21 protein-coding genes are annotated in these 24,066 nt (G+C 70.7%); 4 read left to right on the forward strand and 17 right to left on the reverse strand.

Annotation, left to right across the window (positions count from 1 at the left end; translation table 11 throughout):
- Nucleotides 1–40: 40 nt before the first annotated feature.
- The 17 genes from AB0B45_RS01205 to pyrR all read right to left on the reverse strand — a co-directional run bounded on the left by AB0B45_RS01205 (nt 41) and on the right by pyrR (nt 19,812).
- The gene (locus AB0B45_RS01205) at nt 41–1,360 is read right to left on the reverse strand and encodes a hypothetical protein (RefSeq protein ID WP_358123564.1); all 1,320 of its coding nucleotides are present in this window, start codon (nt 1,358–1,360) and stop codon (nt 41–43) included.
- A 23-nt stretch (nt 1,361–1,383) separates the two neighbouring features.
- Nucleotides 1,384–2,982 (reverse strand): hypothetical protein, encoded by a 1,599-nt coding sequence (locus tag AB0B45_RS01210; protein WP_358123566.1) that lies wholly within the window; start codon nt 2,980–2,982, stop codon nt 1,384–1,386.
- Nucleotides 2,983–3,031: 49 nt separating this feature from the next.
- Nucleotides 3,032–5,053 (reverse strand): primosomal protein N', encoded by a 2,022-nt coding sequence (locus AB0B45_RS01215; protein ID WP_358124703.1) that lies wholly within the window; start codon nt 5,051–5,053, stop codon nt 3,032–3,034.
- 157 nt (nt 5,054–5,210) lie between these two features.
- The gene (gene metK, locus AB0B45_RS01220) at nt 5,211–6,404 is read right to left on the reverse strand and encodes a methionine adenosyltransferase (RefSeq protein WP_358123568.1); all 1,194 of its coding nucleotides are present in this window, start codon (nt 6,402–6,404) and stop codon (nt 5,211–5,213) included.
- Nucleotides 6,405–6,533: 129 nt separating this feature from the next.
- Entirely contained in the window at nt 6,534–6,902 is a 369-nt protein-coding gene (locus tag AB0B45_RS01225) for a hypothetical protein (protein ID WP_358123570.1), read from the reverse strand.
- Nucleotides 6,903–7,094: 192 nt separating this feature from the next.
- Nucleotides 7,095–8,297: a bifunctional phosphopantothenoylcysteine decarboxylase/phosphopantothenate--cysteine ligase CoaBC gene (coaBC, locus tag AB0B45_RS01230; protein WP_358123572.1), complete on the reverse strand. Its 1,203-nt coding sequence runs from the start codon at nt 8,295–8,297 to the stop codon at nt 7,095–7,097.
- 7 nt (nt 8,298–8,304) lie between these two features.
- A complete protein-coding gene (gene rpoZ / locus AB0B45_RS01235; protein WP_358123574.1) occupies nt 8,305–8,574 on the reverse strand; it encodes a DNA-directed RNA polymerase subunit omega in 270 nt (89 codons plus the stop codon).
- Nucleotides 8,575–8,596: 22 nt separating this feature from the next.
- A complete protein-coding gene (gmk, locus tag AB0B45_RS01240) occupies nt 8,597–9,133 on the reverse strand; it encodes a guanylate kinase (protein WP_358123576.1) in 537 nt (178 codons plus the stop codon).
- A gap of 138 nt (nt 9,134–9,271) precedes the next feature.
- A complete protein-coding gene (gene mihF / locus AB0B45_RS01245) occupies nt 9,272–9,595 on the reverse strand; it encodes an integration host factor, actinobacterial type (RefSeq protein WP_183658973.1) in 324 nt (107 codons plus the stop codon).
- A 571-nt stretch (nt 9,596–10,166) separates the two neighbouring features.
- Nucleotides 10,167–10,856 carry an orotidine-5'-phosphate decarboxylase gene (pyrF, locus tag AB0B45_RS01250; protein WP_358123578.1) on the reverse strand — a complete coding sequence of 230 codons (690 nt, stop codon included), beginning with the start codon at nt 10,854–10,856 and terminating at the stop codon, nt 10,167–10,169.
- Entirely contained in the window at nt 10,853–11,830 is a 978-nt protein-coding gene (locus AB0B45_RS01255) for a dihydroorotate dehydrogenase (RefSeq protein WP_358123580.1), read from the reverse strand. The genes pyrF and AB0B45_RS01255 overlap by 4 nt, the downstream gene beginning before the upstream one ends.
- On the reverse strand, nt 11,820–12,671 hold the full coding sequence (locus AB0B45_RS01260; RefSeq protein WP_358123582.1) for a dihydroorotate dehydrogenase electron transfer subunit: 852 nt from the start codon (nt 12,669–12,671) through the stop codon (nt 11,820–11,822). The genes AB0B45_RS01255 and AB0B45_RS01260 overlap by 11 nt, the downstream gene beginning before the upstream one ends.
- 21 nt (nt 12,672–12,692) lie before the next feature.
- The gene (carB, locus tag AB0B45_RS01265) at nt 12,693–15,980 is read right to left on the reverse strand and encodes a carbamoyl-phosphate synthase large subunit (protein WP_358123584.1); all 3,288 of its coding nucleotides are present in this window, start codon (nt 15,978–15,980) and stop codon (nt 12,693–12,695) included.
- Entirely contained in the window at nt 15,967–17,073 is a 1,107-nt protein-coding gene (gene carA / locus AB0B45_RS01270; RefSeq protein ID WP_358123586.1) for a glutamine-hydrolyzing carbamoyl-phosphate synthase small subunit, read from the reverse strand. The genes carB and carA overlap by 14 nt, the downstream gene beginning before the upstream one ends.
- Nucleotides 17,070–18,368, reverse strand: a complete 1,299-nt coding sequence (locus AB0B45_RS01275; RefSeq protein WP_358123588.1) for a dihydroorotase — start codon at nt 18,366–18,368, stop codon at nt 17,070–17,072. Before AB0B45_RS01275 ends, carA begins: the two co-directional genes overlap by 4 nt.
- Nucleotides 18,368–19,282, reverse strand: coding sequence for an aspartate carbamoyltransferase catalytic subunit (locus tag AB0B45_RS01280; RefSeq protein ID WP_358123590.1), 915 nt, complete (start codon nt 19,280–19,282; stop codon nt 18,368–18,370). The genes AB0B45_RS01275 and AB0B45_RS01280 overlap by 1 nt, the downstream gene beginning before the upstream one ends.
- A complete protein-coding gene (gene pyrR / locus AB0B45_RS01285; RefSeq protein WP_358123592.1) occupies nt 19,279–19,812 on the reverse strand; it encodes a bifunctional pyr operon transcriptional regulator/uracil phosphoribosyltransferase PyrR in 534 nt (177 codons plus the stop codon). Before pyrR ends, AB0B45_RS01280 begins: the two co-directional genes overlap by 4 nt.
- 224 nt (nt 19,813–20,036) lie before the next feature.
- Between pyrR and AB0B45_RS01290 the strand changes: the two genes are divergently transcribed.
- The 4 genes from AB0B45_RS01290 (at nt 20,037) to argF (ending at nt 24,036) form a co-directional block, all read left to right on the forward strand.
- Nucleotides 20,037–20,258, forward strand: a complete 222-nt coding sequence (locus AB0B45_RS01290; RefSeq protein ID WP_358123594.1) for a DUF3040 domain-containing protein — start codon at nt 20,037–20,039, stop codon at nt 20,256–20,258.
- A 127-nt stretch (nt 20,259–20,385) separates the two neighbouring features.
- Nucleotides 20,386–21,783 carry an amino acid permease gene (locus AB0B45_RS01295; RefSeq protein ID WP_358123596.1) on the forward strand — a complete coding sequence of 466 codons (1,398 nt, stop codon included), beginning with the start codon at nt 20,386–20,388 and terminating at the stop codon, nt 21,781–21,783.
- Nucleotides 21,784–21,799: 16 nt separating this feature from the next.
- Nucleotides 21,800–23,029, forward strand: coding sequence for an arginine deiminase (locus AB0B45_RS01300; RefSeq protein ID WP_358123598.1), 1,230 nt, complete (start codon nt 21,800–21,802; stop codon nt 23,027–23,029).
- Between the two features lie 2 nt (nt 23,030–23,031).
- On the forward strand, nt 23,032–24,036 hold the full coding sequence (argF, locus tag AB0B45_RS01305) for an ornithine carbamoyltransferase (protein WP_358123600.1): 1,005 nt from the start codon (nt 23,032–23,034) through the stop codon (nt 24,034–24,036).
- Nucleotides 24,037–24,066: the final 30 nt, after the last annotated feature.

Raw genomic sequence — 24,066 nt, forward strand, 5'->3', positions numbered from 1 at the left:
CAGAGAACCAGCCCGCCGGCCACCTGTTGACGATCTCGGACTATCCGGGCGCGTCGCCTGTCGCCATCGCCCTCATCGACCTGGCCTTCATCGCCGCCTTCCTGGCCGCCTTGGCCACCCCCTGGTCGCCGTGGTGATTGGCCAGCAGGTCGAGCACGGCAACCGTGTCGGGGTGGTCGACCGAGGCCATCTCGCCGACCAGGCGCACCAGCTCCTCGCCGGCCTCCAGCACGTCGAAGGAGCCCATCGCGCCGGGCGCGTCGGCGAAGTAGAGCAGCGCGGCCAGGGAGTCGATCGCGATCCAGGTGTGGTCGTCGGGGTTGAGCGGGGGCGCGGCCAGGTCGCGGATGTGCAGCCACGAGGCGGCGTAACGCCACATGAGCGGCTCGTCGAGGGCCTTGCGGACGGGCAGCTCGGCCTCGGGGCCCAGCTCCTCCAGGATGGTGCCGACCGCGCCGCGCTGGCCCGCCGTGCCCGAGGCCGCGACCTGGACCAGCTCGTGGGCGGCCGACTCTGGCGAGCGGCGCTCCAGCCAGTAGGCGACCACGCTCGGCGTGACCGCGCCAGTGATCATCGCCTCGACCAGCTCGGCGGCGGCGTAGTCGGAGTAGACCTCGACCTCGGCGGCCGTCGGCACGTCGTGGCCCTCGCGCAGCAGGTCGCGGCGGATCGCCCACACGCCGAGCGGGGTGAGCCTGAAGTGGCCCGTGGTGGTCTGTTCGACCAGACCGCAGTATTCCAGCAGCGCCAGCGCGTCGTAGAGCTCGGCGGGCAGGACGGAGGCCAGGCGGCGCAGCTCGACGGCGCCGGGCTCGCAGGCCACCTCGTGGGACTGGAGGATGCCCTTGGCCAGCGTGGCGGCGGCCACGCCGGTGCGCACGGAGTAGATGGTGGCCAGCGTCTCAGCCAGGTGCTCGTCAACCACGGCGGACCCGCTGAGCCCCTCCTCGGCGCGGTCGAGGACGTCCATCACCACGCCGTCCCAGAACTCCAGCGTCGCCTCGACGGACAGCTGGGGGGACAGAGGGCCGCGGCTCGCCGTACCCCTCATGATCTGGAGCATCCCCGTGTTGACCGCGACCACCCACAGCAGCCGCAGGCGCTCGGCCACCAGGCCGAGCGCGGTGACGGCCGCCTCGGCGTCGGCGGGACGCAGCAGGCCGTGCTCGGTGACGGGGCGGGTGCCCGTCCACGCCGTCAGGCGCAGGGCGTCGGCGACCAGCGGCACCCCTGGCACGCCCCTGGCCAGGTCGGCGTCGGCCGCCAGGGCGACCGGCGGGAAGACCAGGCCTTCGACGTGCTTGTCCTCGATCGGAGGAGGCTTGCGCAGCTCGGTGAGGTCGAAGACGTTGTTTGCCACTCACGAAACTTACTGCACAGCCGTCACAGGGAGGTACCGATCGCGCGGGAGCGGGCCTTGAAAGCGGCCTTCCTCGCGGCCTTGGCGAGGATGCCGTCGGGGATGGATCGGCCGAGCAGTTCGAGCACCTCGACCACGTCGGGGTGGTCGACCCGCCACATCTCCTCGATCACATGTGCGGGCGGTCCCGAGGCGGCGATGTTCTCGGCGAAGATCTCGGGATCCTCCTCGGCGGCGGGCATGGCGAGGGCGAGCATGTCGACGCTCACCCACAGCAGCTCCTCCTGGGTGAGCGGGGGCGCGGGCAGGCCGCGGGCCGTCAGCCAGTGGATTGCGTGCGGGCGCAGCTCCTGGTCCTCCAGGCAGGCCCTGACCGCTCTCTCGGCGGCGGAGTCGAGCCGGTCGACGATGGTGACGGCGATGCCGCGCGCCACCGCGGGCGCGCCTCCCGCGGCCGACAGCAGCTCGGCCGCGGCCTCCACCGCGCTCCTGCGCTCCAGCCAGCGCTGGATGTCCTCCTCGGCCAGCTCGGTGGGGATGCCGGACAGCAGCCCCTCGATCAGGCCCATCGCGTCGGCCTCCGCGAGGTCCTCCGCCTCGGGCGCGTCGAGGCCGTGGGCCAGGTAGCGCAGGCGCATGCCGTAACACGCGAGCGGGGTGAGCGTGACGGCGTCACCGGCGCGCTCCAGCAGCCCGCAGTGGGCCAGCCGGTCGAGGGCGGTCTCGACGTCGGCCCCGCTGTATTCGGTCAGCTCCTCCAGGTACTCGGCGACCACGGTCACCGGCGCGGGCGTCTGCAGGCGGTAGAGCATGTCGAACAGGTCGTAGAGCTCCTCGTCGAGCTCGGCCGAGCCGGTGACCTGGCCGCCCGTGTCCTTCTCCAGCAGGAACTCCACCGTGCGCGCCCACGACTCCAGCGGGTCGTCGGAGCCGGGCAGGCGCCCCAGGTCCCACAGCAGGCCCGGGTACGGCAGGGGCGCGGCCGCGGCGTCCTTGGCCCGCAGCCGTCCCTTCGCCGTCGGCGTGGAGCCGCGCTCGGCCACCCACGCGCGCAGCCGCCGCGCGTCGGCCAGGATCGGCACCGCCTCGACGGCCGCCACCAGCTCCGTCCTCGGCGCCGGCCGTACGGCGGGCAGCGGCGCGCACGCGGGGCAGTCACACGGCGCCTCCCCCAGCTCGGGCAGATCGCCCGCGGGGATGGCGACCGACTGTTCGAGCGACTCGGGCCCGATCGAGCTGAAAAGGCTCTTGGCCATGCCGAAGTTGGCCGGGTCGGCCAGCGCGGTGGCCATCTCGGGCTCGATCTCCGCCAGCTTGGCGCGCATCTCCCGCGCGCTGTCCGCCGAGATCTCACCGAGGTCGAGCAGGAAGTCGACGAGCGTGCGCGAGGCCGCGACGGTCTCCTGCGCGCTCTCGGGCGGCGCGATGACCTTGCGCGGGTAAATCGACAGCAGCAGCTCTTCGAAGGTGGCGGGAGTGAACTCGCCGAGCTCGGTCACGTTGAGGTAGTCGCTGGCGTAGTCGCAGAGCAGGCGGATCTCGTCCGCGTCCACGTCGACTTCGTGCGCCCGACCCCAGGCGCGCAGATCGTCGATGGCTCGGTTCACCCATTCGATCGACACAGGGTGACGCTAACGGAGTACTTACGCCCGCGCGAATCGGGGAAAGGGGCTATATCAGGTCGAGAGGGTCAACACTTACCCTCACGACATCCTGCGCCTTACGCGCCGCACGCACCCCAGTGGCCCCTTTCAGCGCAATGGCCAACTGCGGACCCAGGGATCGCGGGACCCGGATCATCGCGCGCTCCTGCTCGCCTTCGGCGCGTCGCGTCTCCACCGGCACCGGGCCGAGCACCTGCGCCTCCTGCGGCAGCCGTACCTCGCCGAGCATCTCCCTGACCGCCGAGGGCGCGCCGGTGAGCGTCGCCATGCGCACCGCAGGAGGGAATCCGAGCTCCGTCCTGTCGGCCAGCTCGCGCTCGGCGTGGGTGATCGGGTCCCAGCGCAGCAGCGCCTGTACGGCCGGCATCGCGGCGTCGGCCAGCACCACCAGCTCGGCGGCGGGACGCAGCAGTGCGGCGGCGTTCATCCAGCGCCGCACGGCCTCCTCCCCCGCCCTCAGGTCGGCCCTGCCCAGCATCGCCCAGCCGTCGAGCAGCACCCCCGCCGTGTAGCCACCCTCGGGGACGGGCTCGGCGCCGGGCGTGGCCACCACCAGCGCGCGTCCTGGCCCGACCGTGGCCAGCACCCCGTCGCGCCCCGAGGTCTTCACCGGCACCGAGGGAAAGGCACGGCCCAGCTCCTCCGCGGTGCGCCTGGCGCCCACCACGGAGGCGCGGATCCTGTTGTCACCGCACGAAGGGCACCGCCAGTCGCCCGCGATCCGCCCGCACCACTTGCAGTAAGGCGCCGCGTGCCCGCCGCGCAGCGCCAGCGGCCCGTGGCACCGCTGCTCGCCGGTGATCGTCGCCCGGGTCGGCGGATGCTCGCACCTGGCGGCCGACCTGCACGTACGGCAGGCCAGCGAGGGAAGGTAGCCGCGCCTGGGCACCTGCACGAGCACGGGACCCTCCTCCAGCCCCTGCTGCAGCACCCGCCACGCCAGGCTCGGCAGCCTGGCCGCGCGGGCCGCCTGGTCCTTGGCCAGCTCGCCGTCCTCCCCCGCGGGCTTGACCCGCGGCGCCACCGCCCTGATTGCCTGCCTGCCCGCCACGATGGGCCTGGCCCACTTGGTGGCGATGAGCTGGGTGGCCTCCGTCGTACGGGAGTAGCCGCCGATGAGCATGCCCGCCCCCGCCCTGTGGGCGCGCAGGGCGAGCACCTCCCTGGCGTGCGGGTAGGGGGCGAGGCGTTCGGCGTGCAGGTCGTCGCCGTCGTCCCAGATGACCACGAGCCCCAGCTTCTCCACGGGGGCGAACATCGCCGCCCTCGTCCCGACGACCGCCCTGACCTGCCCGCGCAGCGCGCGCAGCCACCTGCGGTAGCGCTCGGCGGGACCGAGGTCGGCGGTGAGGGAGACGTGCCTGCCGGGGCCGAGCGCTTCGGACAGCGCCTCGTCGGCGAAGGTGACGTCCTTGCCGTCGGGGACGACGACCACGGCGCCCCTGCCGCCTTCCAGCGTCGCCCTGACGGCCTCGGCGACGGGGCGGGCCCAGCTCGTGTTGCCCGGCAGCGCGCTCCACACCGCCCTGGGCGACCTGCCGTTCGTCAGGGCGTCGAGGAAGGAGGCGCCCATCGGGTAGGCGTCCCACGCGCCGTGACCGCCGCCCTCGCCCTCGGCGACCGGGTCGCGCCGCTCCGCCTCGACGCGGGCGTGCCTCGGCGGGACCGCCAGGCGCAGCACGTCGGCCAGCGTCCCCGCGTAGCGGTCGGCGACGGCGCGGGCCAGCCCGGCGATCTCGGGTGTGAGCACCGCCTCGGACGACACGACCCGCTCGAGGGCCATGAGCCGCCCCTCGTGGTCGCTGCCTGCCACGCGCTCCAGCAGGAACCCGTCGACCAGCTTGCCGGCGAAGCGCACCCGCACCCGCACGCCGGGCACGGCGTCGCCGTCCATGGCCTCGGGCACCAGATAGTCGAAGGGCCTGTCGAGATGCGGCAGCGGGCTGTCGACGACGATCCTGGCCACGGGGAGCTCAGCGGCCGCCACAGGGGCTCCCAGGTCACGCCTGGCCGACTCCGCTGGGCGCACGGCCTCAAGGGGCAGAAGGGCGTCGTCGGAGTCGGTCACAGACTACGTCTACCAGATGCGCAGCACCCGCCGGACGGCTCGGGGCGGCACGGCATCGGGCCTGGAGACGACGACGCCGCACCCCTCGCGGAGTGCGGCGTCGTCGTCAGGCGAGCGGTCAGAGACCGGCGGCTTCGCGCAGCGCGCCCGCGCGGTCGGTCGACTCCCACGAGAAGCCCTCACGACCGAAGTGGCCGTAGGCGGCGGTCTCGGAGTAGATCGGGCGCAGCAGGTCGAGGTCGCGGATGATCGCGGCGGGACGCAGGTCGAACACCTGGGTCACAGCCTCCTGGATCTTCTCCACGGCGACCTTCTCGGTGCCGAACGTCTCGACGAAGACGCCCACGGGCTCGGCCTTGCCGATGGCGTAGGCGACCTGGACCTCGGCGCGGTCGGCGAGGCCGGCGGCGACGATGTTCTTGGCGACCCAGCGCATCGCGTAGGCGGCCGAGCGGTCGACCTTGGACGGGTCCTTGCCGGAGAAGGCGCCGCCGCCGTGGCGGGCCATGCCGCCGTAGGTGTCGACGATGATCTTGCGCCCGGTGAGGCCGGCGTCACCCATGGGGCCGCCGATCTCGAACCTGCCGGTCGGGTTGACCAGCAGGCGGTAGCCCTCGATGTCGATGTCGCTGCCGATCCCGGCGAGCACGTGGTCGACCACGTGCTCCTTGATGTCGGGCGTCAGCATCTCCTTGAGGTCGATCTCCGCCGCGTGCTGGGTGGAGACGACGACGGTGTCGAGACGGACCGGCTTGTCGCCGTCGTACTCGATCGTGACCTGGGTCTTGCCGTCGGGACGCAGGTAGGGCACCAGGCCGGACTTGCGCACCTCGGACAGGCGGCGGGCGAGCTTGTGCGCCAGCGTGATCGGCAGCGGCATCAGCTCGGGCGTCTCGCGGCAGGCGTAGCCGAACATCAGGCCCTGGTCGCCCGCGCCCTGGCGGTCGAGCTCGTCGACGTCACCCTCGACGCGGTGCTCGTAGGCGTCGTCGACGCCCTGGGCGATGTCGGGCGACTGCGCGCCGATGGAGGCCGACACACCGCAGGAGGCGCCGTCGAAGCCCTTGTGGGAGGCGTCGTAGCCGATCTCGAGGATCTTCTCGCGGATGACGCCGGCGATGTCGACGTAGGTCTCGGTCGTCACCTCGCCTGCGACATGGACCTGGCCGGTAGTGATCAGCGTCTCGACGGCGACCCTGGACTTGGGGTCGTCCTTGAGCATGGCGTCGAGAATCGCGTCACTGATCTGGTCGGCGATCTTGTCCGGGTGGCCTTCGGTGACCGACTCGGAGGTGAACAGGCGACGTGACAACTCAGTGGCTCCTCATGCAGCGGCTGCTGACGGATGTACGGCTCGGGCGGCAGGGACACGCCAGGGCCATCGCCGAAGTGTAGCCCCACATGCCCGCGCCCCGCGAAACTGCTCCCATTCTGCCCCTTCTCAGAGGTCAGGGAGCGGATCCCGAGGCAGCATGTCGGGCTCGAACACCTCGGCGTCGGCCGCGGCGACCACCGCGGCGTACTCCTCGTCGAACTCGAAGAACATCTCGCCGACCTGGATGACGGGGCTGGGCGCCATCGTGATCGGGCCCAGCCTGGTGGCGCGGGGAAAGGCGGCGTAGAGCGAGACGGGGCGGTCGCTCCTGAGCGTCCTGGTGGCCAGGACGGAGACAGACCTGTCGGTGATGACGACAAGGAAGTTCGCGACGCCGGGCGGCCCTATCGACAGCGCGGGAAAGACATAGCGAATCTCCTCCCCCTGGCGCAGCAGAGCCCTGCAGCGATCCCTGACAGCCGACGTCACCGGCATCCCATCCCCCCTCGCCGACCCTCAGTATCCGCAGGCAGGCGGGGGTGCCGCAACAGTTGATCAGGTAACCGGCCATGCCGGAACCCGGCCTTTCCCGACCGGTCCGAGCCTCCATGTGAGATGACCCACTCGGAGCGCGGCGCGGCGGACGGCGCAGGTCCTCCGGGAGGGGTGGCGGCGCTCAGGCGGTGTTCAGGCGAGGCGGGCGGCGACCAGGTCCCACACGGCGTCGGCGAGGTCCTCCTTGGGCCCGCGCGGCACCTCGACCTGGGACCCGTCCGCGGCCAGGATGGTCGCGGCGTTGTCAGGGGTGCCGAAGGCCAGCCCCTCGCCCACCTGGTTGACCACCAGCAGGTCGCACCCCTTGCGGGCGAGCTTGGCCTTGCCGTTGGCGAGCACGTCGTCGGTCTCGGCCGCGAAACCCGCGATGACCGAAGGACGCGCGGAGCCAGGGCCGCCCGCGCGCCGCCGCTCGCCCAGCTCGGCCAGGATGTCGGGGTTCTTGACCAGCTCGATCGGCTCGGGCTCGCCCGAGGTCTTCTTGATCTTGGAGTCGTGGCGTACGGCGGGCCTGAAGTCGGCCACGGCCGCGGCCATGACGACCGCGTCGGCGTCGGCGGCGGCCGACAGCACGGCGTCGCGCAGCTCGACCGCCGACTCGACCCTGACGACCTTGGCGCCCGCCGGGTCGCCGAGCGACACGTTGGCCGCCACGAGCGTCACCTCGGCGCCGCGCGCCACCGCCGTACGGGCCAGGGCGTAGCCCTGCAGCCCCGAGGAACGGTTGCCGAGGTAGCGGACCGGGTCGAGGGCCTCGCGGGTGCCGCCGGCCGAGATGACGACCTTGCGCCCCGCCAGGTCGCGGGGACGGCCCGCCATGACGCGGAGGCAGATCTCGAAGATCTCCTCGGGATCCGGCAGCCGGCCCGGCCCCGTGTCGGCGCCGGTGAGGCGGCCCACGGCGGGGTCGATGACGATGGATCCCCGCTCGCGCAGGGTGGCCACATTGGCCCTGGTGGCCGCGTGCTCCCACATCTCGGTGTGCATCGCGGGCGCGAACACCACGGGACACCTGGCCGTGAGCAGCGTGTTGGTGAGCAGGTCGCCCGCCAGGCCGTGGGCGGCCCTGGCCAGGACGTCCGCCGTCGCGGGCGCGACCACGACGAGGTCGGCCCGCTGGCCGAGCCGCACGTGGGGCACCTCGTGCACGTCGTCCCACACGTCGGTGGTCACCGGGTGCCCCGACAGCGCCGCCCACGTGGGCTCGCCCACGAACCGCAGCGCGTCGCGGGTCGGAACGACCCGCACCTCATGGCCCGACTCGGTGAACAGGCGCAGGAGCTCGCAGGCCTTGTAGGCGGCGATGCCCGCGCTGACGCCAAGGACGACCCTCATGGAAGGGTCAGACCGCGCCTTCGATGGGCTCGGCGTTGAGGAGACCATCGGCGACCTCGCGCAGCGCGATGGACAGCGGCTTCTCCTGCGCGTGGGTCTCGACCAGGGGGCCGACGTACTCCAGCAGGCCCTCGCCGAGCTGGGAGTAGTAGGCGTTGATCTGGCGGGCGCGCTTGGCGCCCATGATGACCAGGGAGTACTTGCTGTCGACGATGTCGAGCAGCGAGTCGATCGAGGGGTTGGTGATGCCCTCGGTCGTCGGGGCAATGCCTGCCACGTTCAGACCTCTCGTCGGAATACTATGCGGTCATCAAGGCTATCAGCCTGTGGCATACGTCCTGGACGTTCGTGTTCACCAGCGTGGTATCGAACTCCTTCTCGGCCGCCATCTCGATCCGTCCGGCCTCGAGCCGGCGGGCGATGACGTCCTCGGGTTCGGTGCCGCGCCCTCGCAGGCGCTTCTCCAGCTCCTCCCACGTCGGAGGGGCCAGGAAGACCAGCAGCGCCTCCGGCATGCTCTCGCGCACCTGCCTGGCGCCCTGGAGATCGATCTCCAGCACCGTGGGCACGCCCGCGGCAAGCTTGTCGAGCACGGCCCGCCTCGGCGTGCCGTACCTGTTGCCCGCGAACTCGGCCCACTCCAGCAGCTCGCCCGACTCGATGAGCCCGTCGAACTCGGCGTTGTCGGCGAAGAAGTACTCCACCCCGTGCGTCTCACCCGGGCGGGGCTTCCTGGTGGTCACCGAGACCGACAGCCACACCTCAGGGTGTGCCCGCCGGAGCTCGGCGACGACCGTGGACTTACCGACGCCTGACGGCCCTGACAGGACCGTCAACCGTCTGGTGGCATCGTGCTGGTGCGCGTTGCCACCAGGGGGAGCGAAACCACCGCGATCCGTGCCTTCACCATCGGACCAGGACCTGTCGGTCACTTCGTTACCCCCGTCGAACCTGCGTTTCGTGTGGTACCGAGGTTAGCCCTCGTTGCCACCGAACTCGCGCTCGAGGGCAGCCCTCTGGTTCGCGCCGAGGCCCCGCACGCGGCGGGACTCGGCAATAGCGTGCCGCTCCATCAATTGCTTGGCGCGGACCTTGCCCACGCCAGGGAGCGACTCCAACAGAGCCGACACCTTCATCTTGCCGATGACGTCGTCGGTCTGCCCATCCTTGAGCACCTCAGCCAGAGAAACCGCGCCGTGCTTGAGTCGGTTCTTGACCTCGGCACGCTCTTTACGGGCCTTGGCAGCCTTCTCAAGGGCTGCGGCGCGCTGCTCAGGGGTCAGGGGAGGAAGAGCCACGCCGGGTCACCTCGAATTTCTGTCGATGTACTCGGACGGGATGGGAAACTAGCTGGTCAAGGCGTCGTTAGCAACGTCAAGCGCCGTTTCTCTCACCATAAAATCCACTTCTTCGCTCTGCGTGCCCGCACAACTACGCTGTGTGGATCAAAAAGCCCTCACTTCGCGCTTCTCGGCATTCGTCAACCGGGTTCGCAGGAATGCGATCATGATCACAGAAACCGGCCTCGGAGAGGTCGCGCAGGTCCGTGCCGGGAGGGGGTTTCCGGACAGCCGAAGCTCCGATTCGACGACGGCACAGGGGTTTCGGACACCGCACTCCGCTCCCGTGAACGCCTTGGAGGAGGGTCCACGACGGTCGCGCGAGGCCCGGAGCGCCCCGGAACCGGGTGACAGCCGGGTTTCAGGAGACCGCCGTGGCACGTGGGCTCCGCGGGGGGAACGGGGCTGGAGGGGCTTCCGGTGCGACGTCGCCGGGCCCCGCCGGAGTCCCGCTGGAGCACGCGTGGACGACGGGGGGCAACCGGTGATCAACAGTGGGCTTGACCCCGCGTGCCGTATCCAGAGATGATCATGACCGGCGGAGGGACGCGGCGATGGAGGCGGCCGTCGCGCCGGGGTCGGCCGAGCCCGTGATCGGGCGGCCGATGACGAGCAGGTCCGCGCCGTCGGCCAGCGCCTGCTCCGGCGTGGCCACCCGCGCCTGGTCCTGGCTGTCGGCGCCCGCGGGCCGCACCCCCGGGGTGATCAGCGTGATGCCCGGCCCCACGGCCGCCCGCACGCCGGCGACCTCGTGCGGCGAGCACACCAGCGCCTTCGCGCCCGCCTCCACCGACATCACCGACAGCCGCCGCACCGCGTCCTCGGGCGAGCCTTCGATCCCGATGGCGGCCAGATCCGCGGCCGACAGCGAGGTGAGCACGGTGACCGCCGCGATCTCGGTGTGCGGAGCGGCCTCCACGGCCGCCTGGATCATCGCGGGGCCTCCGGTGGCGTGCACGGTCAGGATGGCGGGCCTGAGCCGCGCCACGGCCCTCGTGGCCCCCGCCACGGTGTTCGGGATGTCGTGGAGCTTGAGGTCGAGGAAGACCTTCACGCCGCTGGCCCCCTGCACGGAGGCGATCACGTCGGGTCCGTAGCGCAGGTAGAGCTCCAGGCCCACCTTGAGGGTGCTCACGTGCGGGGTCACCAGCGAAGCCCAGCGGGCCGCGGTCTCCAGGTCAGGTGCGTCCAGGGCGACGGCGATGGGTGCGGGCGTCACAGGGAACTCTCCTCGGAGTCGACGAGCAGGTGCCGGGCGGCGCTGCCCGGTGGCCGGTGTGCCAGGCCGACGGCGTCGGCGAGGCGGTGGAAGCCCCTGGCCTGCAACAGCTCCTCGAGCTCTCGCTCGATGCGCAGGCAGGCGTAGGGGTCGTGGAACAGTGCCGTGCCCACCCCGACCGCGCAGGCCCCTGCGAGGACGAGCTGGAGGGCGTCGTGACCGCTCATCACGCCGCCGACGCCGATGATGGGCACGCCGGGGATGGCGGCGTGGACCTGCCACACGCACCGTACGGCGAGCGGCAGGATCGCAGGTCCCGACAGCCCGCCGGTGCCCGCGGCGAGCGACGGCTTGAGCGTGTCGACGTCGATGGACATGCCGAGCGGATTGTTGATCATGGAGAGCGCGTCGGCCCCCGCGTCGGCGCACGCGCGGGCGACCGCGACGACGTCGGCCACGTCGGGCGACAGCTTGGCGACGACCGGCACGTCGTAGCGCATGACCGAGCGCACCGAGGCGATCACCTCGGCCGCCGCGCCGCCGTCGCGGGCGAAGACACGCCCGCGGTCCTCGATGTTGGGGCAGGCGAGGTTGACCTCGATCGCGGTCACGCCCGGCGCGTCGGTGAGCCTGCGGGCCAGCGCCGCGTACTCGGCCACCGTGCCGCCGCCGATCGAGACGACGGTCCTGATGCCGCGCTGGGCCAGCCACGGCAGCTCGCGTTCGAGGAAGGCGTCGATGCCCGGCCCCTGGAGGCCCACGGCGTTGAGCATGCCCGAGGGCGTCTCCGCCATCCGCGGGGTGGGCCTGCCGGCCCTCGGCGCCATCGTGATCGACCTGGTGACCAGCGCGCCGAGGCGGTGCAGGTCGAAGAACTGGGCCAGCTCGCGCCCCGATCCCGCGCAGCCCGCAGCGGTGGTGACAGGGTTGGCGAGCTCGACGTGGGCCAGGAAGGTCCGCATGTCAACCGACATGTCGGGCTCCACCGCCGGGGGCGCCGAGCGCGTCGAACGGGATCGTTCCCACGTCCTCGAACCGCACGCGTTCCCCCCTGAACACAGGCCCCTCCGCGCAGGCGCGCACCATCCTGGTCACGCCGTCGTCGCCGATGACCGGCAGCACACAGGTCATGCAGATCCCGATGCCGCAGGCCATGGCCTCCTCCACCGCCACCTGGACGGGGATGTCGAACTCGATGGCCACCGCCGTGACCTGGCGCAGCGTCTCCATCGGCCCGCAGGCGTAGATGGCGTCGGCGCGCGTGTCGGCGATGACGGAGGGCAGCACGTCGGTCACCTTGCCGCGCAGCCCGAGCGAGCCGTCCTCGGTGGTGAGCGTGGTGGTCTCCGACATCCTGCGGGCCCGCATCGCGCCGAACACCCGGTCGGCCGAGGCCGCGCCGAGCACGAAGTCGATGCGGCAGCCGCGCTCCATCAGCGCGTCGGCCAGCGGGAAGAGCGGGGCCGCGCCGTACTCGTCGCCGACCAGCACGCAGACTGCCGGGTCGCGGGGCAGCGGGAACGGCCGCCCCAGCGGCCCCACCAGGTCGAGCGTGTCGCGGGCGCGCCGCTCGGCCAGCCACGACGTGCCGGGGCCCGAGGCGGTGAAGACGAGTTCGACCGTGCCGCCGTAGTCGGGCTTGACGTCATGGATGGACAGCGCGCGCCTGGTCACCATCGAGGTGCGTGGCCCCCCGACGGCGACCGAGACGAAGTGGCCTGGACGGAACCGCTCGGCGACGCCGGGCGCCACCACGGTCAGCGCATGGTAGGCGTCGACCCGGCGCGTGGTCAGCACCGTGCCAGTCACCTGCACCGGAGTCCCGGCCAGACCTGATCACCCCCGCAGGGCTCGTGCGTGTTCCTGAAGGGACCGTACGCCCACATCGCCCCTCACGATGGCCTGGATGCCCGCGGCGGCCGCGGCGAGTCCCTGGACCGTCGTGATGCACGGGATGCCGCGCAGGACGGCGGCGGTGCGGATGTCGTAGCCGTCGAGGCGCGGCCCCGACTGGCCCGGGCTGCCGAACGGCGTGTTGACGATCAGGTCCACCTCACCGCCCAGGATGCGCTGCACGATCGTCGGCTCACCGTCGGGTCCCGTTCCCTCGCTCTGCTTTCGCACGATCTTGGCATGGACTCCGTTACGGCGCAGCACCTCAGCGGTGCCCTCCGTGGCGAGAATCTCGAAGCCGAGGTCGGCCAGAGCGCGCACCGGGAAGATCATCGAGCGCTTGTCCCTGTTGGCGACGGAGACGAACGCGCGGCCCTTGGTGGGCAGCTCGCCGTAGGCGCCGGCCTGCGACTTGGCGTAGGCGATGCCGAAGAACTCGTCGATGCCCATGACCTCGCCGGTCGAGCGCATCTCGGGGCCGAGCACCGTGTCGACGCCGCGGAAGCGGTTGAACGGCAGCACCGCCTCCTTGACCGCGATGGAGGCGTCGAGCGGCAGCGTGCCGCCGTCGCCGGACTCGGGCAGCATGCCCTCCGCCCGCAGCTCGGCGACGGTCGCGCCCATCATGACGCGGGCCGCGGCCTTCGCCAGCGGCACCGCCGTCGCCTTGGAGACGAACGGCACGGTACGGCTGGCGCGCGGGTTGGCCTCCAGGACGTAGAGGACGCCCGCGGACATGGCGTACTGCACGTTGAGCAGGCCGCGGACGCCGACGCCCCTGGCGATGCCCTCGGTGGCGGCGCGGATGCGCTTGATGTCGTTGCCGCCGAGCGTGATGGGCGGCAGGGCGCAGGCCGAGTCGCCCGAGTGGATCCCGGCCTCCTCGATGTGCTCCATGACGCCGCCGAGGTAGAGCTCCTCGCCGTCGAACAGCGCGTCGACGTCGATCTCGATGGCCTCGTCGAGGAACTTGTCGATCAGCACGGGGTGGCCGCCCTCCTGGGCCGCCATGTAGGTGGTGAGCGTCTCGTCGTCGTAGACGATGGCCATGCCCGCGCCGCCGAGGACGTAGGAGGGCCGGACGAGGACCGGGTAGCCGATCTCCTCGGCGATGGCCAGCGCCTCGGCGACGGTCAGCGCCGTGCCGTGCTTGGGAGCGGGCAGGCCCGCTTCGGCCAGCACGCGGCCGAACGCGCCGCGCTCCTCGGCCAGGTGGATGGACTCGGGCGAGGTGCCGACCACGGGCACGCCCGCGTCCTTCAGCGCCTGCGCGAGCCCGAGCGGCGTCTGGCCGCCGAGCTGGACGATGACGCCGGCCACGGGGCCCGTCTGCTGCTCGGCGTGGACGACCTCGAGGACGTCCTCCAGCGTGAGCGGCTCGAAGTAGAGCCTGTCGGAGGTGTCGTAGTCGGTCGAGACGGTCTCGGGGTTGCAGTTGACCATGACGGTCTCGAACCCCGCCCTGGACAGCTCGAAGGAGGCGTGCACGCACGCGTAGTCGAACTCGATGCCCTGGCCGATGCGGTTGGGCCCGCTGCCGAGGATGAGGACCTTGGGCCGCTCGCCGTACGGGACCTCGCTCTCCTCGTCGTAGGTCGAGTAGAGGTAGGGCGTCCTGGCGGCGAACTCGGCCGCGCACGTGTCGACGGTGTTGTAGACGGGACGCAGGCCGAGCGCGTGGCGCAGGTCGCGCACCCGCGACTCGCCCATGCCGCGGATCTCGCCGATCTGCGCGTCGGAGAAGCCGTGGTGCTTGGCCCGCTCCAGCGCCTCCTTCGTGAGCTCGGGGGCCTCGCCGAGCGCGCGGGCCTCCTCGTCCAGCAGCATCAGCTGGTCGATGAACCACGGGTCGACGTTGGTGGCCTCGAACAGCTCCTCTGCCGTCGCGCCCGCCCTGATCGCCTGCTGCATGGTGCGCAGCCTGCCGTCGTGGGGGGTGCGGCAGTCGTCGAGCAGCTCCTGCTTCGGCGCCACGTGCCCGGCCCACGAGAAGGACGAGCCCTTCTTCTCCAGCGAGCGCAGCGCCTTCTGCAGCGCCTCGGGGAAGGAGCGGCCGATCGCCATGGCCTCGCCCACCGACTTCATGTGCGTGGTGAGCGTCTGGTCGGCGCCGCGGAACTTCTCGAAGGCGAACCTCGGCACCTTGACCACGATGTAGTCGAGGGTCGGCTCGAAGGAGGCGGGGGTCTCCTTGGTGATGTCGTTCGGGATCTCGTCGAGCGTGTAGCCGATCGCGAGCTTCGCCGCGATCTTGGCGATCGGGAAGCCCGTCGCCTTGGAGGCCAGGGCGGACGACCGCGACACGCGCGGGTTCATCTCGATGACGATCATGCGTCCGGTGCGCGGGTCGACCGCGAACTGGATGTTGCAGCCGCCGGTGTCGACGCCGACCTCGCGGATGACCGCGATCGCGACGTCGCGCATGTTCTGGTACTCGCGGTCGGTCAGGGTCAGCGCGGGGGCCACGGTGACGCTGTCGCCGGTGTGCACGCCCATCGGGTCGATGTTCTCGATGGAGCAGACGATGACGACGTTGTCGGCCCTGTCACGCATGACCTCCAGCTCGTACTCCTTCCAACCGATGATCGACTCCTCAAGGAGCACCTCGGTGGTCGGGCTGGCGTCGAGGCCGGCGCCGGCGATGCGGCGCAGGTCGTTCTCGTCGTAGGCGAAGCCGGAGCCGACGCCGCCCATCGTGAAGGAGGGGCGCACGACCAGCGGGTAGCCCAGCTCGCCCGAGGCGGCCAGGCACTCGTCCATGGTGTGGCAGATGATCGACTTGGCGGACTCGGCGTTGAGGCCGTGCTCGCGGGCGACCTTGGCGACGATCTCCTTGAACCGCTCGCGGTTCTCGCCCGCCTGGATGGCGTCGAAGTCGGCGCCGATCAGCTCGACGTCATAGCGCTCCAGGACGCCCGCCTCGTGCAGGGCGACCGCTGTGTTGAGCGCGGTCTGCCCGCCCAGGGTGGGCAGCAGCGCGTCGGGCCGCTCCTTGGCGATGATCTTCTCGACGAACTCGGGAGTGATCGGCTCGACGTAGGTGGCGTCGGCGAACTCGGGGTCCGTCATGATCGTGGCAGGGTTGCTGTTGACCAGGATCACCCTGAAGCCCTCCGCGCGCAGCACGCGGCAGGCCTGGGTGCCCGAATAGTCGAACTCGCACGCCTGGCCGATGACGATCGGTCCCGAGCCGATGACCAGGATCGACCTGATGTCCTCACGCTTGGGCACGGCTCATGACCTCACAGAATTCGTCGAACAGGTAGGCAGCGTCGTGGGGGCCCGCGGCGGCCTCCGGGTGGTACTGCACGCTGAAGGCGCGCCCGTCGAGCAGGCGCAGGCCCTCCACGCAGCGGTCGTTGAGGTTGACGTGGCTGACCTCGGCGCGGCCGTACGGCGTGTCGAAGGGCCCGTCCAGCGGGGCCTGTACGGCGAAGCCGTGGTTGTGCGCCGAGATCTCCACCTTGCCCGTGCGCACGTCCTGAACCGGCTGGTTCACGCCGCGGTGGCCGTAGCGGAGCTTGTAGGTCGACAGGCCCAGCGCCCTGCCGAACAGCTGGTTGCCGAAGCAGATGCCGAAGAACGGGATCCCCGACTCCAGCACCCGCCTGAGCGTCGTCACGTCGGCCGTGGCGGGGTCGCCCGGGCCGTTGGAGAAGAAGACGCCGTCGGGGCCGACCGCCTGGATGTCCTCGAAGGTGGCGGTGGCGGGCAGGACGTGCACCTCGCAGCCGCGCTCGGCCATGCGGTGCGGGGTCATGCCCTTGATGCCGAGGTCGACGGCCGCGACGGTGAAGCGCTTCGCACCGACGGCCCCGACGACGTACGGCTCGGCCGTGGCCACCTCGGCGGCCAGGTCGGCGCCCTCCATGGGCGGCTGCAGCCGTACGCGCTCGACGAGTGTCTCGACCGGCTCGGAGGGAGCGGTGAAGATGCCCGCGCGCATGGCGCCGCGCTCGCGCAGGTGGCGGGTCAGCGCCCGGGTGCCGGAGATCGCGATGCCGACGACGCCCTGCTCCTTGAGGTAGTCGTCGAGGGAGCGGTTGGCCCGCCAGTTGGAGACCACGCGGGAGGGCTCGCGGACGACGTAGCCCGCGACCCAGACGCGCGAGGACTCGGGGTCCTCGTCGTTGACGCCCGTGTTGCCGATGTGCGGGGCGGTCATCGCGACGATCTGGCGGTGGTAGGACGGGTCGGTGAGGGTCTCCTGGTAGCCGGTCATGCCGGTGTTGAAGACCATCTCGCCGAACGTCTCGCCCTCGGCGCCGTACGGAATTCCGTGGAAGACACGGCCGTCTTCCAAGACAAGGACGGCGTTACTCAAGCGAGCTTCCCTTCGAGAACGGTTGGCCTGCCACGCAGGAACGTCGCCAGCACCCTGCCAGGGAGGGTCATGCCCTCGTAGGGGGTGTTGCGGCTCTTGGAGGCGAAGGAGGAGGGGTCCACCTCGGCGCGCGCGGTGGGGTCGTAGAGCACGATGTTGGCGGGGGCGCCGACCTCCAGCGCCTGGCCGTGGCCGGGCAGGCGGCCGATGCGCGCGGGGGTGCGGGACATGCGCTCGGCCACGCCCGCCCAGTCGAGCAGGCCCGTGTCGACCATGGTCTCTTGGACGACGCTGAGCGCGGTCTCCAGGCCGACCATGCCCATGGCCGCCGCGGCCCACTCGGTCTCCTTGTCCTCGACCGGGTGCGGCGCGTGGTCGGTGGCCACGACATCGATCGTGCCGTCGGCCAGGGCCTCGCGCAGGGCGTGGACGTCGTCCCTGGTGCGCAGCGGCGGGTTGACCTTGTAGATGGGGTTGTAGGAGCCGTTGGGCGACTCCTCGACGAGCTCGTCGGTGAGCAGCAGGTGGTGGGGCGTCACCTCGGCGGTGACGTTCCAGCCCTTGGACTTGGCCCAGCGGATGATCTCCACCGAGCCCGCCGTGGAGACGTGGCAGACGTGCAGGCGCGAGCCGACGTGCGCGGCCAGCAGGCAGTCGCGGGCGATGATCGCCTCCTCGGCCACGGCGGGCCAGCCCGCCAGGCCGAGCCTGCCGGAGATGACGCCCTCGTTCATCTGGGCGTCCTTGGTGAGCTTGGGCTCCTGGGCGTGCTGGGCGACGACGCCGTCGAAGGCCTTGACGTACTCCAGGGCCCTGCGCATCAGCACGGCGTCGTCGACGCACTTGCCGTCGTCGGAGAAGACGCGCACGCGGGCGGCGGAGTCGGCCATCGCCCCGAGCTCGGCCAGCTGCCTGCCCTCCAGACCCACGGTCACGGCGCCGACGGGCTGCACGTCGCAGTGGCCGAACTCCTGACCGAGCCGCCAGACCTGCTCGACGACGCCCGCGGTGTCGGCGACGGGCATGGTGTTGGCCATGGCGTGGACGGCGGTGTAGCCGCCGCGGGCGGCCGACTGGGTGCCCGTCTGCACGGTCTCGGCGTCCTCGCGGCCCGGCTCGCGCAGGTGGGTGTGCAGGTCGACCAGGCCGGGCAGCGCGATCGCCCCCCGCCCGTCGACGACCTCGGGGGCCGCGCCGTCCGTGGAGCCGGCGGGCGCGATCTCCGCGATGAGGCCGTTGACCACCGTGATGTCGACGGGGTCGCCGCCGAGGATGCGAACGTTCTTGATCAGCATCAGATCTCTCCCCCGAGCAGCAGGTACAGAACGGCCATGCGGATGGTCACCCCGTTGGCGACCTGCTCGACGATCGTCGAGCGCGGCGAGTCGGCCACCTCGGCCGCGATCTCCATGCCCCTGTTCATCGGCCCTGGGTGCATGACGATCGCCTCGTCGGACATCTTCGCGAACCTGTCGCGGTCGAGACCGTAGCGGCGGGAGTACTCGCGCTCGCTGGGGAAGTAGGCGGCGTTCATCCGCTCCTTCTGCACGCGGAGCATCATGACGACGTCGGACTTGGGCAGCACGGCGTCGAGGTCGTAGGACACCTCGCACGGCCAGGTGCCGACGGAGACCGGCACCAGCGTCGGCGGCGCGACCAGCGTCACGTCGGCGCCGAGCGTGGCCAGCAGGAGCACGTTGGAGCGGGCGACGCGGCTGTGCAGGACGTCGCCGACGATGGTGACCTTGCGCCCTTCGAGGGAGCCGAGGCGGCGCCGCATCGAGAAGGCGTCGAGCAGCGCCTGCGTGGGGTGCTCGTGGGTGCCGTCGCCCGCGTTGACGACGCTGCCGCGCACCCAGTTGGCCAGGCGGTGCGGAGCGCCGGAGGCGCCGTGGCGGATGACGACGGCGTCGGCGCCCATCGCCTCCAGGGTCAGCGCGGTGTCCTTGAGCGACTCGCCCTTGGAGACGCTGGAGCCCTTGGCGGAGAAGTTGATGACGTCGGCCGACAGGCGCTTGGCCGCGGCCTCGAAGGAGATGCGGGTGCGGGTGGAGTCCTCGAAGAAGAGGTTGACCACCGTACGGCCGCGCAGCGTCGGGAGCTTCTTGATGGAGCGTTCCGAGACGCGGGCCAGTTCCTCGGCGGTGTCGAGGATCAGCAGCGCGTCGTCCTTGGTCAGGTCGGCCGCCGAGATGAGATGCCTGTTCACTTGATCAACTCCACTGCGTCGCGCCCGTCGGTCTCCTCCAGGTAGACCTTGACCTTCTCGCTCTTGGCGGTCGGGAGGTTCTTGCCCACGTAGTCGGCCCTGATGGGCAGCTCGCGGTGGCCCCTGTCGACGAGGATGGCCAGCTGCACGGCCGTGGGCCTGCCGAGGTCGTTGAGCGCGTCGAGCGCGGCGCGGACCGAGCGTCCCGAGAAGAGCACGTCGTCCACCAGGACGACGACCTTGCCGTCGATGCCGTCGGCGGGCAGGTCGGTACGGCCCAGCGGGCGGGCGGGCCGCAGCCTGAGATCGTCGCGGTACATCGTGATGTCGATCGAGCCGACGGGAACCTTCACGTCTTCGAACTGCTCGATGCGCTCGGCGAGCCGGGCGGCGAGAGTGGCGCCGCGTGTCGGGATGCCGAGGAGGACGACGCCGTCGGCGCCCTTGGTGCGCTCGAGGATCTCGTGCGCGATGCGGGTCAGCGCCCGGTGGATGTCCGGGCCTTCGAGAACGGCCCTGGGTTCGGACATGGGTGTAGCTCACCACCTTTCCCGCCTCACAGGACGGGGCTTAAAAGGGTGTTGGGTCGCAGCCACATTACCAGCAGCTACCAGCCACAACCGGCGGGGGTGGTCCAGGCCGCCGATGACGAGTGACAGCCGGGGCCGGGGCGCCCAAGCCCCGTTGAACGATTTGGAAAATTCAGACAAAAGAGATAAAACCTCCTCCAAGTCTTTCTCGGGGAGGTCACGGCATGGCTCTGTCGGCACGCGAGCGCCAGATCCTCGACGCCATCGCGCGTCAGTTCGCCACGGAGGAGCCCGCGTTGGCGCGCGGCTTCTCCGAGCACGGCCGTGGTCGGGTGACCGCCGAGCGCATCAAGGGGCGGTGGGACGCGTGGCCCGTCGCCCTGATCGCGGTCTGCCTCGCCGTCTTCGCCGTCGTCCTGCTTCTGTCGGGCAACCCGCGCAACTGAGCGCCGCCCTCCCCCGCCATCCTTCCGAGCGTCCCACGCGCCTGAGCTGGGCGTTTTAGCGCGCTCCGCAAAGGGGAGGTCCCCCAAGGTCATATGACATCGGGTGATTTCGGCGTCGGGGGGCGCTATGGGAGAACCGCGGGTACCTGCTGACGGCGGCCTCGACACGGTCGAGTCCACGTCGGCCGGTGCCACCGAGGGCCCTGGGCGCAGCCTCGGCCCCGGCGCGGCCATCGCGCTGGTGATCGGGAACGTGGTCGGCACCGGCATCTTCCTGCTGCCCAGCTCCCTTGCCGCCTTCGGCACCGTCAGCCTGGTGGCGATGGGCGCGGTGACCATCGGCGCCATCGCGATGGCCATGGTCTTCGGCAGGCTCGGCGCGCGCATCCCCGCGGGCGGCGGCCCCTACGCCTATGCGCGCGACGCCTTCGGCGAGTTCGTCGGCTTCTGGAACGCCTGGTCGTTCTGGCTGACGGCGTGGATCGGCAACGCCGCGATCGCCGTCGCGTGGGTCGGCTACGTCCAGTACGCGGCCCGGCAGGTCCTCGGACTCGACTGGGGCGGCACCACCTCGGCGATCGTCATCGCGCTGGTCGGGGTGTGGATCCCCGCGGTGGTCAACCTGATGGGCGCCAGGAACATGGCCGCCTTCCAGCTCGTCACCACGATCCTGAAGTTCGCGCCGCTGCTGTTCGTCGCGGTCGTCGGCCTGTTCTTCGTCCAGGGCGCCGACTTCGGCCCCTTCAACGCCACCGGCGGCAACGCCATCGGCGCCATCTCGCTGGCGGGCGCGGTGGCCTTGTTCATCTACTCGGGCGTGGAGAGCGTCTCCATCGCCGCCGAGAAGGTCAAGGACCCGGCCCGCAACATCGGCCGCGCCAGCGTCATCGGCGTGCTCGCCTGCGCCGTGCTGTACATGCTGAGCACCGTGGCGGTCATGGGCACCGTGCCGCACGACAGGCTGGTGGAGTCGTCGGCCCCGTTCGCCGACGCGATCAACAACATGTTCGGCGGCTCCGCGGGCGGGACCCTCATGGCCGCCTGCGCCATCGTCTCCGGCATCGGCGCGCTCAACGGCTGGACCATGCTGGTCGCCGAGATGCCCAAGGCCGCCGCCCAGGACGGCATGTTCCCCGCCTTCTTCGCCAAGGAGTCGCGGCGCGGCGCGCCCGTGCCCGGCATCCTGGTCGGCAGCGTCCTGACCTCGCTCATGCTGCTGGTCGCCTACGCCTCGGAGAACGCCTTCGACACGATCGTGCTGCTGGCCTCCTTCACCACCGTCGTCCCCTACTTCTTCTCCGCGTGCGCCCAGCTGTTCTGGCTGGTGACGGGCGAACGAGAGGTCGACAAGGCACGGCTGGGCCGCGACGCCGTCATCACCGTCATCGCGCTGGTGTTCGCGTTCTGGATGGCCTACGGCTCAGGCGCCGAGGCCGTCCTCGGCGGCACGCTGATGCTCCTGGTGGGTGTGCCCGTCTACATCTGGGTGAAGGCCAAGCGCGGCGAGTACGGCCCCCGGGTCTAGGAAAGGAACACAGGTTATGACCTTTCATGTCGATTCCGAGGTTGGCAGGCTCTCCCAGGTGCTGCTGCACAAGCCCGACCTGGCGCTCAAGCGGCTCACCCCGACGAACAAGGACGACTTCCTCTTCGACGACGTGCTGTGGGTGCAGCGCGCCGTGGACGAGCACGAGGAGTGGCAGCGGACGCTGCGCGACCGGGGCATCAAGGTCCACCTGCTGGCCGACCTCCTGCGCGAGACCCTCGAGATCCCCGAGGCGCGCAAGCACATCCTCGACCACGTCGTCGACGAGCGCTGGCACGGCCCCCTCGCCACCGATTCCGTCCGCAACACGCTCGACTCGATGGCGTCAGGGGACCTGCAGCAGTTCCTGACCGGCGGCATCACCAAGGCCGAGATCATTGAGCGCGGCGCCGATCCGAAGAGCGTCGCCTTCCACGTGCTCGGCGACATGGACTTCGTCCTGCCTCCGCTGCCCAACCACCTGTTCACCCGCGACACCTCCTGCTGGATCTACAACGGGGTGTCGATCAACGCGATGAAGAAGAAGGCCAGGCAGGCCGAGACGATCAACTTCGAGGCGGTCTACACGTACCACCCGATCTTCGCCGCCGAGGCGGGAAAGTTCGAGGTGTGGATGCCGGGCCACAAGGTCGCTCCCGCCACCATCGAGGGCGGCGACGTCCTGGTCCTCGGGCGGGGCGCGGTGCTCGTCGGAATGAGCGAGCGCACCCAGCCCCAGGCCGTCGAGATGCTCGCCCGCAACCTGTTCCACAAGGGCGCCGCGAAGAAGATCGTCGCGCTGAACATGCCGAAGGCACGCGCGTTCATGCACCTCGACACGGTCATGACCAACGTGGACGTGGGCGTGTTCACCAAGTACGCGGGCCTGGGCATGCTGCCCTCCTACACGATCGAGCCCGGCGACAACGAGAAGGAGCTCAAGGTCACCGACCACCCGGCCGAGGACATGCACAAGGCGATCGCCAGGGCGATCGACCTCGACGACATCAAGGTCCTCACCGCGACCCAGGACGTCTACGCCGCCGAGCGCGAGCAATGGGACGACGGGTGCAACGTGCTGGCCATCGAGCCCGGCGTGGTCGTCGCCTACGAGCGCAACACCACCACCAACAACTTCCTGCGCGACAACGGCATCGAGGTCATCACCATCCGCGGCAGCGAGCTGGGCCGCGGCAGGGGCGGACCGCGCTGCATGAGCTGCCCGCTGGAGAGGGAGGGCATCTGACCATGGGCTTCAATCTCCGCAACCGCAGCTTCCTCAAGGAGCTCGACTTCACTCCCGCGGAGTTCGGCTTCCTGCTCACGCTCTCCGCCGAGCTCAAGCGGGCCAAGTACGCGGGCACCGAGCAGCAGCGGCTCAAGGGCAGGAACATCGCGCTGATCTTCGAGAAGACCTCGACCCGCACCCGCTGCGCCTTCGAGGTGGCCGCCCACGACCAGGGCGCCCACGTCACCTACCTCGACCCCGCGGGCTCGCAGATGGGTCACAAGGAGTCGGTCAAGGACACCGCCCGCGTGCTGGGCAGGATGTTCGACGGCATCGAGTACAGGGGCTCCAAGCAGGAGTACGTCGAGGAGCTGGCCGCCTACTCGGGCGTGCCCGTCTGGAACGGCCTGACCGACGAGTGGCACCCCACCCAGATGCTCGCCGACATGCTCACCATGCGGGAGCACAGCGACAAGCCGCTGCACGACATCTCCTTCGCCTACCTCGGCGACGCCCGCAACAACATGGGCAACTCACTGCTGGTCACGGGCGCGATGTTCGGCATGGACGTACGACTCGTGGCGCCCAGGTCGCTGCAGCCCGACCCCAAGATGGTCGTCAAGCCCGCCAAGGACCTGGCCAAGCAGACGGGCGCGACGGTGACGATCACCGATGACGTGGCCAAGGGCGTCAAGGGCGTCGACTACCTCTACACCGACGTGTGGGTGTCGATGGGCGAGCCGAAGGAGGTGTGGGACGAGCGGATCAAGCTGCTCAGGCCGTACCAGATCAACGACAAGGTCGTGAAGGCGACGGGGAACGACGGCGTCAAGGTGATGCACTGCCTGCCCGCCTACCACAACAGGGAGACCAAGGTCGGCGAGGAGATCTACGAGAAGACCGGGCTCGACGCGCTGGAGATCACCGAGAGCGTCTTCGAGTCGCCCCGCTCGATCGTCTTCGACGAGGCCGAGAACCGCCTGCACACCATCAAGGCCGTCATGGTCGCAACCCTGGGGAGCTGACATGCCTTCCATCGGTGCCCTGCGGGCAAA

It is taken from the genome of Nonomuraea sp. NPDC049152, assembly GCF_040648355.1.
Classification (GTDB): Bacteria; Actinomycetota; Actinomycetes; order Streptosporangiales; family Streptosporangiaceae; genus Nonomuraea.